Genomic DNA, 15,164 nt, shown 5'->3' with positions numbered 1-15,164 from the left:
TCCCGAACCCGGAAGCTAAGCCCCACAGCGCCGATGGTACTGCAACCGGGAGGTTGTGGGAGAGTAGGACACCGCCGAACACACTATAGAAAGGATGTTGGTCCCGAAGCTCCCAACCCCCCCACAAGGGGTTCGGTCGCAGCATCGGGACCAACACCTGTATAAAACACAAACACAACACACATCGATCTTCGATTTCACAGTGTCGTGTGTCTTAACGGTAAGTGCGGCCCCTGCTTACAACAAGGCCGCACTTACCGTTTGCGCCGCGTCCTATATCAGCTGCAACGTAGATGATTCATTAGAACGGGAACTGGTCCGTTCCTTCCGAGACGCTGACCCAGTGATCGGTAGTGAACTCTTCGATGGCCCACTCGCCGTTGAAACGCCCAAGGCCCGAGTTCTTCTCCCCGCCAAACATCACGTGTGCTTCATCGTTGACGGTGATGTCATTGACGTGGGTCATACCGGCCTTCACTTCGCGGGCAAAACGCAGACCGCGACTCAGGTCTTGTGTGTACACAGCCGAAGAAAGGCCGAACTCGGTGTCGTTCGCGAGTTCGAGCGCGTGGGCCTCATCGTTGGCCTTGATGATCCCGACAACCGGGCCGAAGATTTCTTCACGGAACAGCTCCATCTCCGGGGTCACATCAGCGAATACGTGCGGAGCGATCAAACGCCCCTCAATAGGCCCAGCCAGAACCTCACGCGCGCCTTCTTCGCGAGCCTGTTCGATCTTGGCAGTCACAGACTTCAGCTGACTGTCGTTGATCACCGGGCCAACGATGGTGTTGTCATCCATCTGGTCGCCATAAGCGATGGATGCGGCGCGCTTAGCGTATGCATCAACGAAGTCGTCATAGAGCGGGGCCTGGACAATGATGCGGTTGACTGACATGCAGATCTGTCCCTGGTGAAGGAACTTACCCATGATCGCAGCGCCAACAGCCTTATCCAGGTCCGCATCGTCGAGGACAACGAACGGAGCGTTACCGCCCAGCTCGAGCGCGACCTTCTTGATATGTTCACCGCCAACCGCCGTACGGCCCACGCCCTTACCTACCGGGGTGGAACCCGTGAAAGAGATCAGACGCGGGGTAGGGTGCTCCACGAAGTAATCGCCAATCTCCGAACCAGCACCAACAACAACATTGAGCACGCCTGCTGGCAATCCAGCCGCCTCGAAAATCTTGGCCAGCAGGAGACCGCCGGTCAGCGGTGTGTCAGATGCCGGCTTGAGAACCACCGCGTTACCGCAACCCAATGCTGGCGCGACCGAACGCATCGACAGCGTGAACGGGAAGTTCCACGGGCTAATGACACCCACCACACCCAGCGGTTCACGGAAAACGTAGTTAGTTTTGCCAGGGGTGTTGGACGGCAGGATCTGCCCAGTGATGCGGGTCGGGAAAGTAGCGGCCTCGCGCAGCGAGCCGACAGCCAAGCCGGCCTCGACCGTCGCCTTGAGCGCACTCGAGCCGGACTCCGCGCGGATCAATTCGATGATCGCGCCCTGATTCTCCTCGATCCAATCCGCGGCCCTGTTGAGGACCGCGCCGCGTTCCTTGGGCGGGAGAGCGGCCCACTCGCGTTGGGCATCTGCCGCTGCCTCGTAGGCGGCATCGACGTCTTCTTGGGAAGCCTGACGGATGGTCGCGATCGGTTCGTCATTGAACGGGTTCACGGTAGTGGCAGAACCCTGGGATGTTCCAGCGCGCCAACCACCGATGTAGAGGTCTTCAGAGATCAGATCAGCGTATGAGGACTGAGCTGCAGACATGTCTATTCCTTTCGTTTGGAAGTACTAAGAGACTACTGGTCAGCGGTCGAGACCTTCAGGACAGCCTTGATGGTGCCGCCCTCATGGGCATCGGCGATCGCCTGGTCGAGCACGTCGAAACCATAGAAAGACACGAGCCGGTCGAACGGGAAGCGCCCTTGACGGTAGAGGTCGATCAGCGCAGGGATCAGCGTGCGGCTGTTGGACGAGCCGCCGAGCGTGCCCACCACTGTCTTACCGAACAAGGTGCGCATGTGGTCCATGGAGAACCGTGCCTCTGCAGGCGCACCGCCCACCAGGATGAACGTGCCCATCTGGCCCACCGCATCGGCGGCTTGTTCTATGACTTTGATGCTGCCGGTCAAAAGGACATGGGACACATGTGTTGAAACGGGCGGTATCAACAGACTATTTGGATAGAAAGAAAAGTGTGATTGGCGGGCTTTCCCTCGAAGTCGTCGCTAAAATGGTCAGAGGCGCTTGAGGCACGAGCGCGGCACAATCACAAAGAGGGAAACGTGGCAGACGAGCAGAAACGTCGCTCCCCACGCGGAGCAGGCCAAGAACATGGCAAGAACCACCACAACCGTGGCGGGCACAAACGTGGACACGGTGCCTCACCACGTGGAGAACGTAGTCGTGACGACTGGAAGCGCGGCGAGCGTGGTGGCCGCGACGAGCGTGGCGGGCGTCCTGACCGGCGACGCGGTGAGCGCCGTAACGATCGGCAGCGTAACGACCGCCAGCATAATGAGCGCAACCGCCCGCAGGGACGCCGTGGCGGCGACATTCGTGCGGCGAACCGTCCAGACCGCGAACGCTCACCAGAAATCGATCCGAGCGTAACCGGTAACGAACTCGATAAAGAAACGCTCCGCGAACTCCGTTTCCTCGACGAAAAGCACCGTCCATGGGTAGCGAAGCACCTCGTTATGGCCGGCGCACTGATCGATGTTGACCCTGAACTCGCCTTCGCGCACGCAGAAGCGGCATCGCGTCGTGGTGGCCGAGTTGCCCTCGTTCGCGAAGCTGTAGGGCTGACCGCGTATGCGGCCGGCAAGTACAGCGAAGCACTCCGTGAACTGCGTACCCACCGCCGCATTTCTGGCGTCCACGACCACATCGCCACGATTGCTGACTGCGAGCGTGCCGTAGGTCGCGTTGAGAAAGCCCTTGAAACGCTACGCTCCGAAGAAGCTAAGGCGCTCAAGGGCCAGCCGCGTGCCGAAGCAGCGATGGTCGAAGCTGGGATCCTCCTCGACGCCAACAAGAACGAAGAAGCCGTCAAGGCTCTGCAGATTCCAACGCTCGACAGGAACCGTGCGTTCATCTTCAGCCCACGCCTCTTTGAGCTGTACGCAGACGCACTCGAAGCCACCGGGCAAGCCGAAGAAGCGGCTACTTGGCGTGCGCGCATCCCCGTTGCGATGGAGGCGCTGGGACTCAACGATGTTGAACCAGAGATCGTAGACCTCGTGGAAGACGATGAAGACTCGGACGAGGACGAGGCCAAAGAGACCGAGGCCAAGGATGGCGCCACCAACGATGCGGAACCTAATCCATCGGGCGAAGGCGCAGCTGACGTCGAAACCAGCGGCGAGGCCAGCGCGGAATGACCGGCGCCACGCATCAGGACGCGTCCCTGCTAGACATGCATGACGCCTTGCTGTGCGACCTTGACGGGGTTGTATATGCAGGCCCGGACGCAGTTTCGCACGCGGTCGAAGCGCTGGTCGCGGCGCAGGAGGCCGGTGTTCGCGTTGCCTACTGCACCAATAACGCATCCCGCACCCCGGAAGAGGTCGCCGAACACATCAGCTCGCTGGGCATCCCGACCATGCCCGAGCAGGTCTTCGGTTCCTCGCGAGCCGCTGCGGAACATGCACGGCAGACCGCAGCGGATGCACAGCTTCAAGAGCCGACCGCTTACATCGTCGGGACCGAAGCTCTACGCCGCGAAGCCGAAAACGCGGGCTTCAAACTTGTTGATTCAGCCACCGAGCAACCCGACTTTGTGTTGCAGGGCTTCAACCCCGACGTCACGTGGCGGCACCTCGCGGAAGCCGGCTACGCGATCACCGCAGGCGCGCGATGGATCGCAACAAATACGGACACGACGATCCCTCGGGCGGAAGGTATCGCTCCGGGCAACGGGACGCTCGTCGCCGCGGTGGCGGCCGCGACCGGGCAGGAACCTCTCGTGACCGGTAAGCCCGCCCCGACGCTGATGCAGATGGCGGCGCGAGCCGTGGGAGCACAAAATCCGCTCGTGATCGGCGACAGGCTTGACACCGATGTTGCAGGCGGGAACGCTGCCGGCTTCGCTACCGCGCTAGTCCTGACCGGGGTCGATACGCTCGCATCCGCCCGCAAGGCGGAGCCTGGGCTGAAACCGCGTTACGTACTCAATGATTTACGCGACTTGCGGGCACCAGCCAACTCCTGTGTACTCGAAGACAGCGGAACTCAAGAGAGCCTGAATGACTAGCGAGAACTCACCAGAACACGACGCGGCAACGGAACAGCCGGCACAAGAGTTGCCTGGGCAGGAACAGCCTGCGCAGGAGCTGCCGGAAGTACTGCAGCCGCTAGCTGACCTCGATTCGCTACCGGTCAGCGAACATCCCGAACGGTTCAGCCGTGTTCTTGACGACCTCACCAATGTCCTGGAGAGCGATCTTCCGTGAGCGCCCCTCAACGCCTTGACGCCGCACTTGCCGACCTCGGCTATGCGCCGTCCCGCACCCGCGCAGCCGTACTGATCCACGAAGGCCGCGTCTTCGTCGAAGGCAAGCCAGCGACCAAGCCTTCGGTCAAGATTAAGCCGGGCGCGAGCATCGTGATCCAAGAGCATGCCGAGGACCGTTGGGTGGGGCGGGCCGCCGGTAAGTTGCACGCCGCGTTGGAACGCTTGAGCACGCACGGGATCAGGTTGCCGATCAACGGGGCAACCTGCATGGACGCCGGCGCTTCGACCGGCGGGTTCACCCAGGTTCTGTTGGATCATGGGGCCGAACGTGTCTATGCGGTCGATGTGGGCCACGGGCAGCTGCACCCAAGCCTCGCTTCAGATGCCCGCGTTGTGAACCGTGAAGGCGTCAATGTTCGTCACCTTGAACCGGGCTTCATCCCTGGTGGGGTTGATGTTGTCGTGGGGGATCTTTCGTTCATCTCGCTCACGCTCGTGCTCGAGCCGCTAGCTGCTCAGCTGAAAGAGGGCGGCCGGATGATGATGCTGGTCAAGCCTCAGTTCGAGGTGGGCCGTTCCGGGCTGAATAAGGCCGGGGTTGTGGTTCAGCCAGCCTTGCGGCGCCACGCCGTGACGAAGGTTGTGGACTTCGCTGAACAGGCCGGGCTGGGTTTGAAACCCGTGGCTGTGCTGCGCTCTGCAGTGCCGGGGCAAGACGGAAACGTCGAGTTCTTCGTGATGTGGATAAAAGAAAACACCACGGAGACGGATTCATCCACAAGAGAGCGCAACCTCACTGCTTTGCTGGACGCCGTTGACTATTCTTGAAGATCGGTAACAACAAGGAGCGTCAGTGCGTCGGATCTTGGTCATGACCCACACGGGTCGAGAAGAAGCTGTAGCGATCGCAATGCGAGCCGCGAGAGCTTTATCGGCCCACGGGCTTTCGCCTGTCATGATGCGTGATGAAGTCGATGTGATCGGCCAGATTCACGTTGACGGCGCGATGGTGGATGTGGACACCAAGGTCGAGGTCCTCGGCGAAGGTGTGGGGCTGGATGAGCTCGAACTCGTGATGGTGTTAGGTGGGGACGGCACGATGCTACGTTCTGCCGAGCTCGCGCGCGGCAGCAACGTTCCGCTGTTGGGCGTGAACTTGGGGCACGTCGGCTTCCTGGCCGAGAGTGAAAAATCAGATATCGATGCGGTGGTTGAGGCGATCGTCAACCGCGCTTACACCGTGGATGAACGCATGGCGATCGATGTGCAGGTGTGGCACGAAGGCCGCCGCGGTGCGCACACGTGGGCGCTGAATGAGGCCGCCGTTGAGAAATCGAACCGTGAACGCATGCTTGAGGTAGCACTCGATGTTGATGGTTCCCCGATCTCCACATTCGGTTGCGACGGCGTAGTGTTTGCGACTCCTACGGGCTCGACCGCGTATGCGTTCTCTGCTGGCGGGCCGGTCGTGTGGCCTGAGGTTGAGGCCCTGGTGGTCGCCCCGATCTCCGCGCACGCACTGTTCGCTAAGCCGCTGGTGATCGCGCCCTCCTCCACAACCGCTGCTGAAGTGCTGACCCGCACGGACGCCACGGGTGTCTTATGGTGCGATGGGCGCCGCATGGTTGAACTGGCTCCGGGCTCCCGTGTTGAGGTGACCCGCTCCAAGACCCCGGTGCGGCTCGTGCGACTCACGAACACCCCGTTCGCTGAGCGGCTTGTGGCTAAATTCAAGCTCCCCACCATCGGGTGGCGCGGGCCTGTTGAAGACCCGGGTGTGCACCCTAAGACCTCCGAACTGCCCGCGGTGCGCCGCATCAGCGTGGTGGAACCTCCACATAATTCCGAACGCCTGCCACCGCATCGGGCAACAGAGCTTTATCACGGAGAACCTTCGGCAACCCTGTTTGAAGAGCATCCGCGGCGAGGTGAGCCACGATGATCGAGTCAGTCAACATCCGCGGCTTAGGCGTTATCGAAGAGGCCTCGCTACCATTCGGTCCGGGCTTGACGGTGGTCACAGGTGAAACCGGCGCGGGTAAAACCATGGTTGTGACCGCGCTCGGCCTGATCTCTGGGGCGCGAGCCGATTCCGGTGTGGTTCGGCGCGGCGAAGACTCAGCAGTGGTTGAAGCCACCGTGGTTGGGTCCCAGCAGGATGCCGCGTTCCAGATCGCCGCTGAGGCCGGCGCTGAAACTGATACCGAAGACGGCGCGGACGAGGCTGTTCTCTATCTTTCTCGCACGATCGCGGCGAAAGGCCGCAGCCGTGCCCATGCAGGCGGGCGGGCCGTCCCTGTAGCGGTGCTCGGCCGCATCGGTGAATCCCTTCTGACGGTTCACGGGCAGACAGACCAACTGCGGCTTCGCGGAGCTGCCGAACAGCGAGCCGCACTCGATGCCTTCGCAGGGGCCGAGCTCGAGGCTGCCCTGGTGCAGTACAAGGCTGTCTACCAGGACCTGAAGGCCGCCCGTGAAGAGCTCGCTGACGTTGAGCAGAACCGCTACGAACGTCAGATGGAAGAACAAACCCTGCAAGCCGCGCTCGAAGAGATCGATGCGGTAGACCCGCAAAAAGGCGAAGCGCAAGAACTCGATGCGCGCGCCGACAGACTCAGTCATATCGAGGAGCTACGCGAGGCCGCGGTGAGCGCGCACTCCGCGCTGGTATCGGAAGAGATCGGCGAAGCCGTGGACGTGGTCTCCCTCTTGGATGCCGCCCAGCGTGCCTTGGAAGCAGTCGATAGCCAGGACCCGGCTTTGGCTGAGCAGACTCAGCGTCTGCGCGAGGTCGGGTATGTGATCTCCGATATCGCAACCGAGCTTGCAAGCTATCAGCAAGGCCTTGACGCGGACGGGCCAGCGGAGCTTGCCGCAGTCGAGGAGCGGCGGGCAGTGCTGAACTCCTTGACACGTAAATATGCTCCCGATGTGGACGCGGTCATCGACTGGGCCGCCCAGGCTCGCGTCCGTCACCTCGAGCTATCAGATGATCCGGCGCGCGTTGAAGAGCTCGCAGAAAAGGTCGAAGCACTTACCTCCCAACTCGCCGAGCACGCCGAGCGCGTTCATACCCTACGCGCAGATGCTGCCCAACGGTTGTCCGAACGCGTGGATGAGGAACTTGCGGCCCTCGCGATGCCGAACGCCCACCTTGCGATCGAGGTCACCGAAGCCGAACCAGGCCCGCACGGCGCTGATGAGATCGCTTTCCTCCTAGCGCCGCACTCCGGCGCTGACCCGCGCCCACTCGGTAAGGGAGCATCCGGCGGTGAACTCTCACGCGTCATGCTCGCCCTCGAAGTTGTGCTCGCGGCCACTGACCCGGTCCCGACGTTCATCTTCGACGAAGTCGACGCCGGAGTCGGCGGGGAAGCGGCCGTGGAAATCGGCCGCCGCCTGGCCCGGCTGGCCCGCCACGTCCAGGTGATCGTGGTGACCCACCTGCCGCAGGTTGCAGCGTTCGGTGACCAGCACCTCACCATCAACAAGACCAGCCACAGCGAAGGCGCTGACGGGTTCACCGCATCGGACATCAAGGCACTCGAAGCGGATGAACGCGTCAAAGAACTCGCCCGGATGCTCGCGGGCCAATCGGAATCCGAAGCGGCCCGAGCCCACGCGCAAGAACTACTCACAGACGCATCCCGCGAACGCAACGAAGCCACCTGAAACTCAACGTCAGCGACTCAAGAACGGTCACGAGGAGCCCATGTCCACGCATCAGTCAGAACACCAGCCCAACACCGGGGCACACGAACTCGGTGACATCCAGGTTCCTGCTGCCGTGACTGACGCGCAAACCGTGTTCAGCGGGGCGATCTTCGACATCACGCGTGAAACGTTCACAATGCCCGGGGGTGATAAGCCCATCACGCGCGAGTTCATGACCCACCCCGGCGCAGTGGGGATCCTCGCACTCGATCGAGACAACCGGGTCCTGCTGCAAAAACAGCGCCGCCAACCCGTGCGGGCTGAACTGTGGGAAGTCCCGGCAGGTCTACTGGATCTGGAAGGCGAGGCAGCATTGGATGCCGCGCGGCGCGAACTCGCAGAAGAAGCTGACCTGCGCGCAGACACCTGGCATGTTCTGGCAGACCACTACATGTCTCCGGGTTGCTCCTCGGAAGCGATGCGTATCTACCTCGCACAAGATCTGCACGAGATCCCTGAAGGTCAACGCCACGAACGCACCGAAGAAGAAGCGTTCCTGGAACCCCAATGGGTCCCACTCGAAGAAGCTATCACCGCGGTATTAGAGGGCAGGATCGGCAACCCGACCACGGTCGTCGGAATCCTCGCGCTCGCCGCCCACAACATGCACGGGAACCGGACCCTACGGCCAGCCGATGCGCCATGGACGGCACGCCCGCAACATGCCTGAGGCAGCACTGAGCGCGCTTGAGAGCAGCGCGGATGTCTATCTGCAACACCTGGTTGTTGAACGGGGTCTTTCCGCCAACACCGTGGCCGCATACCGCCGCGACCTGCGGCGCTACACCGACTACCTCGCCAGCCAAGGCATCACGCACCCCGGCGATGTCACCCCGCAGAACATCAGCGCGTTCCAACAGTCACTCAGGGACGGCGCGGATGGGAAGAAGCCGCTCGCGGCGCGTTCAGCTGCGCGCACGGTTGTTGCGGTGCGCGGGATGCACTCATTCTGGGCGCTTGAAGGGATCACCGCCGACAACGCGGCAGCAGACATCCACCCCAACGCGGTGCCGCAACAGCTACCTAAAGCCTTGAGCGTTCCCGAGGTCGCTCGCCTCATCGAAGCGCCTGACACCTCGACACCGGCGGGACTACGGGACCGTGCCCTCATCGAGTTCCTGTACGCGACCGGGGCTCGCGCATCAGAAGCGGTGAGCCTCGATGTGGACGACCTGAGCCTAGCGCTAGACACAACCGAGGCTGGAACGGACCGCGACGCGGAAGGTCAGAAGCTACCCTCGGTGGTCCGGGTCCGGGGTAAAGGCGATAAGGAACGATACGTCCCGCTGGGCAGCTACGCAGTCGAAGCGCTCAACGCATACCTCGTACGGGGACGGCCCGCCCTGGCTGTCAAAGGGAAAGGTAGCCCGGCGCTGTTCCTCAACCAGCGAGGCGGCAGGCTCTCACGCCAGTCGGTCTTCAATAGCGTTACGGCCGCCGGGCATAAAGCGAACCTCACTCAAGAGATCAGCCCGCACACGCTACGGCACTCGTTCGCAACGCACCTCATCAGCGGCGGGGCGGATGTCCGTGTGGTTCAAGAGCTGTTGGGGCACGCATCGGTGACCACAACGCAGGTCTACACGATGGTTACCGCTGACACGCTGCGTGAAGTCTTCGCGACATCGCACCCGCGTGCCCGCTGAGCCGAACGGCTTAAATACCAAGAATCGCAGACGCGATGCCGAAGTAAATGAGCAGGCCGGTCGCGTCGCAGAACGTGGAGATAAACGGGTTGGAAAATACTGCCGGGTCCGCGCCGACCTTCTTGGCAATGATCGGCATCATGCCGCCCACCACGGCCGCCTGAACACACACCGCAAGCAGAGTCAGGCCTATCACGGCGCCGAACGTGAAGCCGTAGATGAACCCAGTGATCACAAATGCGAGCGAACCCAGGATCAAACCGAGCACGAAACCGACCCGCAGCTCACGCCAAATCACTTTAGGCAAGTCACGAATACGCACTTCGCCCACGGCGAGCGCGCGCGTGACGGTGGTTGCGGCTTGGTTGCCGGTGTTACCGCCGGTACCGGTCAGTAGCGGGATGAAGAGCGCGAGGATCACGACTGTGGAGAGTTTGTCTTCGAAGAGGTCGAGGACTTTGACGGTCAGCGCGGCTGAGAGCGCGAGCATCACGAGCCATACGACGCGGGAACGGACGATCCGCATGATCGAGGAGGAGAGGTAGGACTTCTCGAGCGGTTCGGAACCGCCGGAGCGTGCGGCGTCTTCGGCGTCCTCTTCGCTGATGATGTCGACTGCGTCGTCGTAGGTGAGGACACCGAGTAGTCGGTGTTCGGCGTCCACGATCGGCATGGCGAGTAGTTTGCCTCCGAGGAAGCGGCGGGCGGTTTCTTCACGGGGGTCGGTTGCGTGCGCCGATTCGGCTTCGCGCATGATCTCGCGGACGCTCAGCTCATCGTTGGAGGACAGCAGGCGGCGTAGCCCGGTCACGCCGAGGAGGATGCGGGAATCGTCCAGGACCGGGAGCATGTAAATAGTTTCGGGTTCGTCGATGTGCGCTTTGACGTGGTCGATGGCCTGCTTGACGCTCCAGTCGGGGCGTAGCCACAGCACTTCCGGGGACATGTAGCGCCCGATCGCGTCTTCCGGATAGCCAAGCACCGTGGTGGTCATGGCGCGCTGCTCTGAGTCCAGCCCGGACATGAGACGGTCAGCGACCTTGGCGGGCAGCTCGTCGAAGAGGGACGCGCGGTCATCGGGGTCGAGCTCGTTGAAGATCTCTGAAATTTCGCCGTGCCGCAGCTCAGCGATCAGTTCCGCCTGAGTTGCGGGGGTGAGGCTTTCAAACACCGCGAGTGCCGTGTCTTTATCCAGAACCCGGTACACGATCGCCGCCTGTTCGGTCGGCAGCGTTTTCATGAGGTAGGCCATGTCGTGGATGGGGACCTTGCGGGCAAGATGGCCCAGCTTGATGAGGTCTGCCTCTTTTCGAGGGTGTTCCCTCAGCGAATCAATCAGGTGATCCATCGTCATAGTGACTCCTCAACCCGGGGCGGGGAACGTTGTAATATGCTGTGGCCGCTCTTACATTACCCGGCAGGCGCTTCAATCAGCTGCGAAATGAACGATGCGGGCCGCGACTCGCGCTTGCCCGGCAGGTCGCGTGCGCTTGTCTGGTGGCTCGCGTTCGGCTGAAGGCAGGTCACTTGCCAAAGTTTCGAGTTTCACTTGAGGGTCAAGGCTCGCCGATACAGAGGCGAAAATCCGGATAAACAGCTAATTCACCACTAGCCTTAAAGCACAGCACACAATTGATGCGGTGCACGGTGAAACTCAAAACAGAGTAGAACTCAGCACGGAGTACAACTCGGTACAGAGCGGAACTCGGTACAGAGTGGAACTCAGCACAGAAGGGCGGTCTGCACACGTGAGCGATCCAAACTCCTTTGGCCGAGTACCTGCGCCTGGTGGTATGCAGGAGCTCAACGCTCTAGGACGCCCCTTGACTCAACTGCCTGAACCGCCGGTTCTCACCGAACATGGACCAGCCCGCATCATTGCGATGGTCAACCAGAAAGGTGGGGTCGGGAAGACGACCTCATCGATCAACCTCGCCGCGTCCCTGGCCGAACTTGGCCGCCGCGTACTCATCGTCGACTTCGACCCACAAGGTGCAGCCTCCGCAGGCTTCGGGGTCAACCCGCACGAACTCGACCTGACCGTCTACAACGTGCTCATGGAACGCCACGTCGACATCCGCGACGCGATCCTGCACACCGACGTAGACAACATCGACCTGCTGCCAGCCAACATCGACCTCTCCGCGGCAGAAGTGCAGCTTGTCAACGAAGTCGCCCGCGAACAAGTCCTCGCCTCACAGCTACGCAACGTCTCCGATGACTACGACGTCATCATCATCGACTGCCAGCCATCCCTCGGCCTGCTAACGGTCAACGCGCTCGCCGCATCCCACGGCGTCATCATCCCGCTCACCGCCGAGTTCTTCGCGCTACGCGCCGTAGCGCTACTGATCGACACCATCGAGAAAGTGCAGGACCGCATCAACCCAGACCTACAGATCGACGGCGTGCTCGCGACCATGTACGACCAACGAACCCTGCACTCGCGTGAAGTCCTCGGCCGGCTCGACGAAGCATTCGGGGACAAACTGTTCGAAACCGTGATCCGCCGCACCGTGAAATTCCCGGACGCCACGGTCGCGATGGAACCGATCACCGAGTTCGCGCCATCCCACGCCGGAGCGCAAGGCTACCGCCGGCTGGCTAAAGAACTCATCGCACGCGGCGGAGCTCCGTGACACTCAACCCCGCCACGGGGACACAACAGTCAGCGCCGGCAATACACACGCCCGCCGCTGAGGCTCAGCCACCAGGCGCCGGGCACGAGAGCACCGCCCCTAAAGCCCCCGGTCCGGCCGCGAGCGCGAACTTCCAAGTAACGCTTGAGAACTTCAACGGCCCCTTCGAAGTTCTGGTCGAAATGCTCAGCCGACGCGACCTCGACATCACCGAAGTCGCGCTCGCCGAAGTCACGGATGAGTTTGTGGCTTATCTGCGAACACTGGCTGACGAGGTCGGAGCGACTGTCCTGGACGAGACAACAGAGTTCCTGGTTGTCGCCTCAACGCTGTTAGATATGAAGGCCGCGCGCCTGCTCCCACAAGGTGAGGTCGAAGACGCCGAGGATATTGAACGCCTCGAAGCACGCGACCTTCTGTTCGCCCGGCTGCTGCAGTACAAGGCGTATAAAGAGGCCGCGAACGTCCTGGAACACTTACTGGAGGCCGGAAGCCGTTTTGTTCCACGGCAAGTCAGGGCCGATGATCCCGATGTTCGCGAGCACCTCCCGGAACTCGAATGGACACACACCCCGCAACAGTTCGCACAGATCGCCGCGAAAGCACTGAGCCGTAAACACACCACCGAACCGGAGGCGGTCGGTACCGACCACATCCACAACGCACCTGTCTCAGTCGCGGAACAGGCCCAACACATCGCCGCCAGGCTACGGGCCGCGAAAGCGCTCACCTTCAGCGAGCTCACCGCCGATGCCGAAGCCTCGCTGGTTGTGGTCGCCCGATTCCTGGCCCTATTGGAGATGTATAGGGACCGCGCAGTGGAGCTTGATCAAGAGTCCCCGTTGACCGAGATCATGGTCGAATGGATCGCTACCGGAGCCGGAGAGTTCCGCGTCGCTGAATACGATGGCGACGAGGAAAACGCTAACGACGTCAGCATCAACGACGCCAGCGACGGCAACGACGCAGGAGGAACACCATGAGTCCAGAGACGGACACCACCGGTGACGCGGAAGTTCGTGAAGGGCTTGAAGCTGTTCTGATGGTCGCTGACCGGCCGCTCACCGAGGACGAACTTTCCCAGCTGCTTGAGGTCGATGCGGCATTCGTGAGCCGCGTACTGCACGGGTTGGCCGCCGAATACGATGGCGAACCGGACCCAGCAGCCGCCGGCTTCGGTGCCCGCCGTGGCTTCCAGCTCCGACGGGTGGGTGGCGGCTGGCGTATTGGGGCGCGGCAGGAGCATCGTGAGCTTGTTTCTCGTTTTGTTCTTGAGGGGCAAACAGCCAAGCTGTCTGCGGCAGCGATGGAAACGCTGGCGATCATCGCCTATCGGCAGCCGGTGTCCCGCGCCCGCATCGCGAGCATCCGCGGCGTGAACGCCGATGGCGTGGTGCGTACGTTGATGACGCGCGGTTTGATCGAGCAAGTCGATACCGATGAGGTCACGGGTGCGGGTCTCTTTGGGACCACGCCGGTACTTCTGGAAAGATTAGGCGTAGACAGTCTTGATGAACTTCCTGATCTGTCGCCACTTTTGCCAGGTGTTGAAAACTTGGATGATGTACTGCCCTCGTTGTGATAATGACGGCGAAGGCGGATTAGTCATTCGCTAATCATAAGGACGTTGAGACGTATGACTCGCCAGACTGGATCGAATCCGCGTGGGGGTTCGTACCGCCGCGGGCACGGTAAGCCGAAACAGCAGCCGAAGGGGCATCAGGCGGGGCAGGTTCGTCGTGGCCGCGCTCCCAAACAGGACGAGGTTGAGCAGCACCTGGGCGGCCAAAAGACACAGCGCGGTAGTCAGAAAGGCGGCGGACACAAAGGCGGCGCGAACGGGCGTGACCAGAAGCCGCGTGGTCCGCGGGCTTTCGCTCAAGAGCGGTTCAATGATCTAGGTCCGGTGCGTCGGCGCCGTCGCGGCCCGTCGACCCCGGTGAATGCGGGGCCGCGGAAGGAACACAGCGAAGGCGAGCGTCTGCAGAAGGTCATGGCGAACGCGGGTGTCGCATCGCGCCGTGCAAGTGAGGAGATCATCCTCGCGGGCCGTGTTGAGGTCAACCATCAGATTGTGACTGAGCTGGGTACGCGTGTGGATCCTGAGGTGGACGTGATCCACGTGGATGGGATCCGTCTTCAACTGGACACGGAGAAGACCTACCTGGTGTTCAATAAGCCGGCAGGTGTCGTGACCTCGATGAACGACCCGGAGGGCAGGAAAGACATTTCAGATTTCTTGCGTGAAGGTCAGGCTGAGCGCTTGTATCACGTGGGCCGTCTGGATTATGAGACGGAAGGGCTGCTGTTGTTGACCAACGATGGCGAGCTGGCCCACCGTTTGACGCATCCGTCTTTCGAGGTGGCTAAGACGTATCTGGTTCAGATCCGTGGCCCGTTGCCTGAGGGCGTGGGCGCGCAGATGCGTGAGGGGATCGAGCTTGAGGACGGTTTGGCGAAGGTTGATTCGTTCCGTCTGGTTGATGGCGCGGGTAAGGACCTGGTGGCCGAGGTGGTTTTGCACGAGGGTCGCAACCGGATTGTGCGTCGCCTTTTTGATGCGGTGGGTTTCCCGGTACGTCGCTTGGTGCGTACCCAGATTGGCCCAATCACGTTGGGGCAGCAGCGGCAAGGTTCGGTGCGTCGCCTGAATAAGACTGAGGTGGGGCATTTATTGGCGGAAGTGGGTTTATAGG

Annotated in this window: 15 protein-coding genes and 1 rRNA gene; 13 read left to right on the top strand and 3 right to left on the bottom strand. The window is 61.6% G+C overall.

Annotated features, from left to right (window positions below; genetic code table 11):
• Positions 1–80 (top strand): 5S ribosomal RNA (gene rrf / locus MHJ63_RS06035); the annotation flags it as partial.
• A gap of 221 nt (positions 81–301) precedes the next feature.
• On the opposite strand, the gene MHJ63_RS06030 is transcribed toward rrf, so the two are convergent.
• Together MHJ63_RS06030 and MHJ63_RS06025 are read right to left on the bottom strand one after the other, a co-directional pair.
• Positions 302–1,780, bottom strand: coding sequence for an aldehyde dehydrogenase family protein (locus MHJ63_RS06030; protein WP_239446488.1), 1,479 nt, complete (start codon positions 1,778–1,780; stop codon positions 302–304).
• Positions 1,781–1,812: 32 nt separating this feature from the next.
• A complete protein-coding gene (locus MHJ63_RS06025; protein ID WP_239446487.1) occupies positions 1,813–2,160 on the bottom strand; it encodes an MDR/zinc-dependent alcohol dehydrogenase-like family protein in 348 nt (115 codons plus the stop codon).
• Between the two features lie 138 nt (positions 2,161–2,298).
• On the opposite strand from MHJ63_RS06025, the gene MHJ63_RS06020 reads away from it, so the two are divergent.
• Genes MHJ63_RS06020 through MHJ63_RS05985 form a run of 8 tightly spaced genes read left to right on the top strand, consistent with a single transcriptional unit; the run spans position 2,299 to position 9,829 of the window.
• Positions 2,299–3,396, top strand: coding sequence for a hypothetical protein (locus MHJ63_RS06020; protein ID WP_070490964.1), 1,098 nt, complete (start codon positions 2,299–2,301; stop codon positions 3,394–3,396).
• Complete coding sequence (locus tag MHJ63_RS06015) at positions 3,393–4,268, top strand: HAD-IIA family hydrolase (protein WP_052048652.1); 876 nt, start codon at positions 3,393–3,395, stop codon at positions 4,266–4,268. The genes MHJ63_RS06020 and MHJ63_RS06015 overlap by 4 nt, the downstream gene beginning before the upstream one ends.
• Positions 4,261–4,467 carry a hypothetical protein gene (locus tag MHJ63_RS06010; protein WP_035757502.1) on the top strand — a complete coding sequence of 69 codons (207 nt, stop codon included), beginning with the start codon at positions 4,261–4,263 and terminating at the stop codon, positions 4,465–4,467. The genes MHJ63_RS06015 and MHJ63_RS06010 overlap by 8 nt, the downstream gene beginning before the upstream one ends.
• Entirely contained in the window at positions 4,464–5,297 is an 834-nt protein-coding gene (locus MHJ63_RS06005; RefSeq protein WP_035757505.1) for a TlyA family RNA methyltransferase, read from the top strand. The genes MHJ63_RS06010 and MHJ63_RS06005 overlap by 4 nt, the downstream gene beginning before the upstream one ends.
• Before the next feature lie 25 nt (positions 5,298–5,322).
• The gene (locus tag MHJ63_RS06000) at positions 5,323–6,411 is read left to right on the top strand and encodes an NAD kinase (RefSeq protein ID WP_141742470.1); all 1,089 of its coding nucleotides are present in this window, start codon (positions 5,323–5,325) and stop codon (positions 6,409–6,411) included.
• Positions 6,408–8,141: a DNA repair protein RecN gene (recN, locus tag MHJ63_RS05995; protein WP_239446486.1), complete on the top strand. Its 1,734-nt coding sequence runs from the start codon at positions 6,408–6,410 to the stop codon at positions 8,139–8,141. Before MHJ63_RS06000 ends, recN begins: the two co-directional genes overlap by 4 nt.
• 40 nt (positions 8,142–8,181) lie before the next feature.
• Positions 8,182–8,853, top strand: coding sequence for an NUDIX domain-containing protein (locus MHJ63_RS05990; protein ID WP_239446485.1), 672 nt, complete (start codon positions 8,182–8,184; stop codon positions 8,851–8,853).
• Complete coding sequence (locus MHJ63_RS05985) at positions 8,846–9,829, top strand: site-specific tyrosine recombinase XerD (RefSeq protein ID WP_070506557.1); 984 nt, start codon at positions 8,846–8,848, stop codon at positions 9,827–9,829. The genes MHJ63_RS05990 and MHJ63_RS05985 overlap by 8 nt, the downstream gene beginning before the upstream one ends.
• A gap of 10 nt (positions 9,830–9,839) precedes the next feature.
• Here the strand turns inward: MHJ63_RS05985 and mgtE are convergent, their stop codons facing one another.
• Complete coding sequence (gene mgtE, locus MHJ63_RS05980; protein WP_239446484.1) at positions 9,840–11,183, bottom strand: magnesium transporter; 1,344 nt, start codon at positions 11,181–11,183, stop codon at positions 9,840–9,842.
• 439 nt (positions 11,184–11,622) lie between these two features.
• Between mgtE and MHJ63_RS05975 the strand changes: the two genes are divergently transcribed.
• The 4 genes from MHJ63_RS05975 to MHJ63_RS05960 are packed head-to-tail and all read left to right on the top strand — an operon-like array spanning position 11,623 to position 15,163.
• Entirely contained in the window at positions 11,623–12,468 is an 846-nt protein-coding gene (locus tag MHJ63_RS05975; protein WP_035757520.1) for a ParA family protein, read from the top strand.
• Entirely contained in the window at positions 12,465–13,451 is a 987-nt protein-coding gene (locus MHJ63_RS05970; protein ID WP_239446483.1) for a segregation and condensation protein A, read from the top strand. Before MHJ63_RS05975 ends, MHJ63_RS05970 begins: the two co-directional genes overlap by 4 nt.
• On the top strand, positions 13,448–14,050 hold the full coding sequence (scpB, locus tag MHJ63_RS05965; protein ID WP_035757522.1) for an SMC-Scp complex subunit ScpB: 603 nt from the start codon (positions 13,448–13,450) through the stop codon (positions 14,048–14,050). Before MHJ63_RS05970 ends, scpB begins: the two co-directional genes overlap by 4 nt.
• A 54-nt stretch (positions 14,051–14,104) precedes the next feature.
• Positions 14,105–15,163: a pseudouridine synthase gene (locus MHJ63_RS05960; RefSeq protein ID WP_239446482.1), complete on the top strand. Its 1,059-nt coding sequence runs from the start codon at positions 14,105–14,107 to the stop codon at positions 15,161–15,163.
• The last annotated feature ends 1 nt before the right edge of the window (position 15,164 follow it).

The organism is Pseudoglutamicibacter albus, from assembly GCF_022346425.1.
Lineage (GTDB): Bacteria > Actinomycetota > Actinomycetes > Actinomycetales > Micrococcaceae > Pseudoglutamicibacter > Pseudoglutamicibacter albus.
Note: the sequence above shows the minus strand (reverse complement) of the source record. Positions and strands in the feature narration are given on the sequence as shown.

Coding starts and splice junctions, on each gene's coding strand:
- MHJ63_RS06030 (WP_239446488.1), bottom strand. CDS start 1,780: ATGTCTGCAGCTCAGTCCTCATACGCTGATCTGATCTCTGAAGACCTC.
- MHJ63_RS06015 (WP_052048652.1), top strand. CDS start 3,393: ATGACCGGCGCCACGCATCAGGACGCGTCCCTGCTAGACATGCATGAC.
- MHJ63_RS06010 (WP_035757502.1), top strand. CDS start 4,261: ATGACTAGCGAGAACTCACCAGAACACGACGCGGCAACGGAACAGCCG.
- recN (WP_239446486.1), top strand. CDS start 6,408: ATGATCGAGTCAGTCAACATCCGCGGCTTAGGCGTTATCGAAGAGGCC.
- MHJ63_RS05990 (WP_239446485.1), top strand. CDS start 8,182: ATGTCCACGCATCAGTCAGAACACCAGCCCAACACCGGGGCACACGAA.
- MHJ63_RS05985 (WP_070506557.1), top strand. CDS start 8,846: ATGCCTGAGGCAGCACTGAGCGCGCTTGAGAGCAGCGCGGATGTCTAT.
- mgtE (WP_239446484.1), bottom strand. CDS start 11,183: ATGACGATGGATCACCTGATTGATTCGCTGAGGGAACACCCTCGAAAA.
- MHJ63_RS05975 (WP_035757520.1), top strand. CDS start 11,623: ATGCAGGAGCTCAACGCTCTAGGACGCCCCTTGACTCAACTGCCTGAA.
- scpB (WP_035757522.1), top strand. CDS start 13,448: ATGAGTCCAGAGACGGACACCACCGGTGACGCGGAAGTTCGTGAAGGG.
- MHJ63_RS05960 (WP_239446482.1), top strand. CDS start 14,105: ATGACTCGCCAGACTGGATCGAATCCGCGTGGGGGTTCGTACCGCCGC.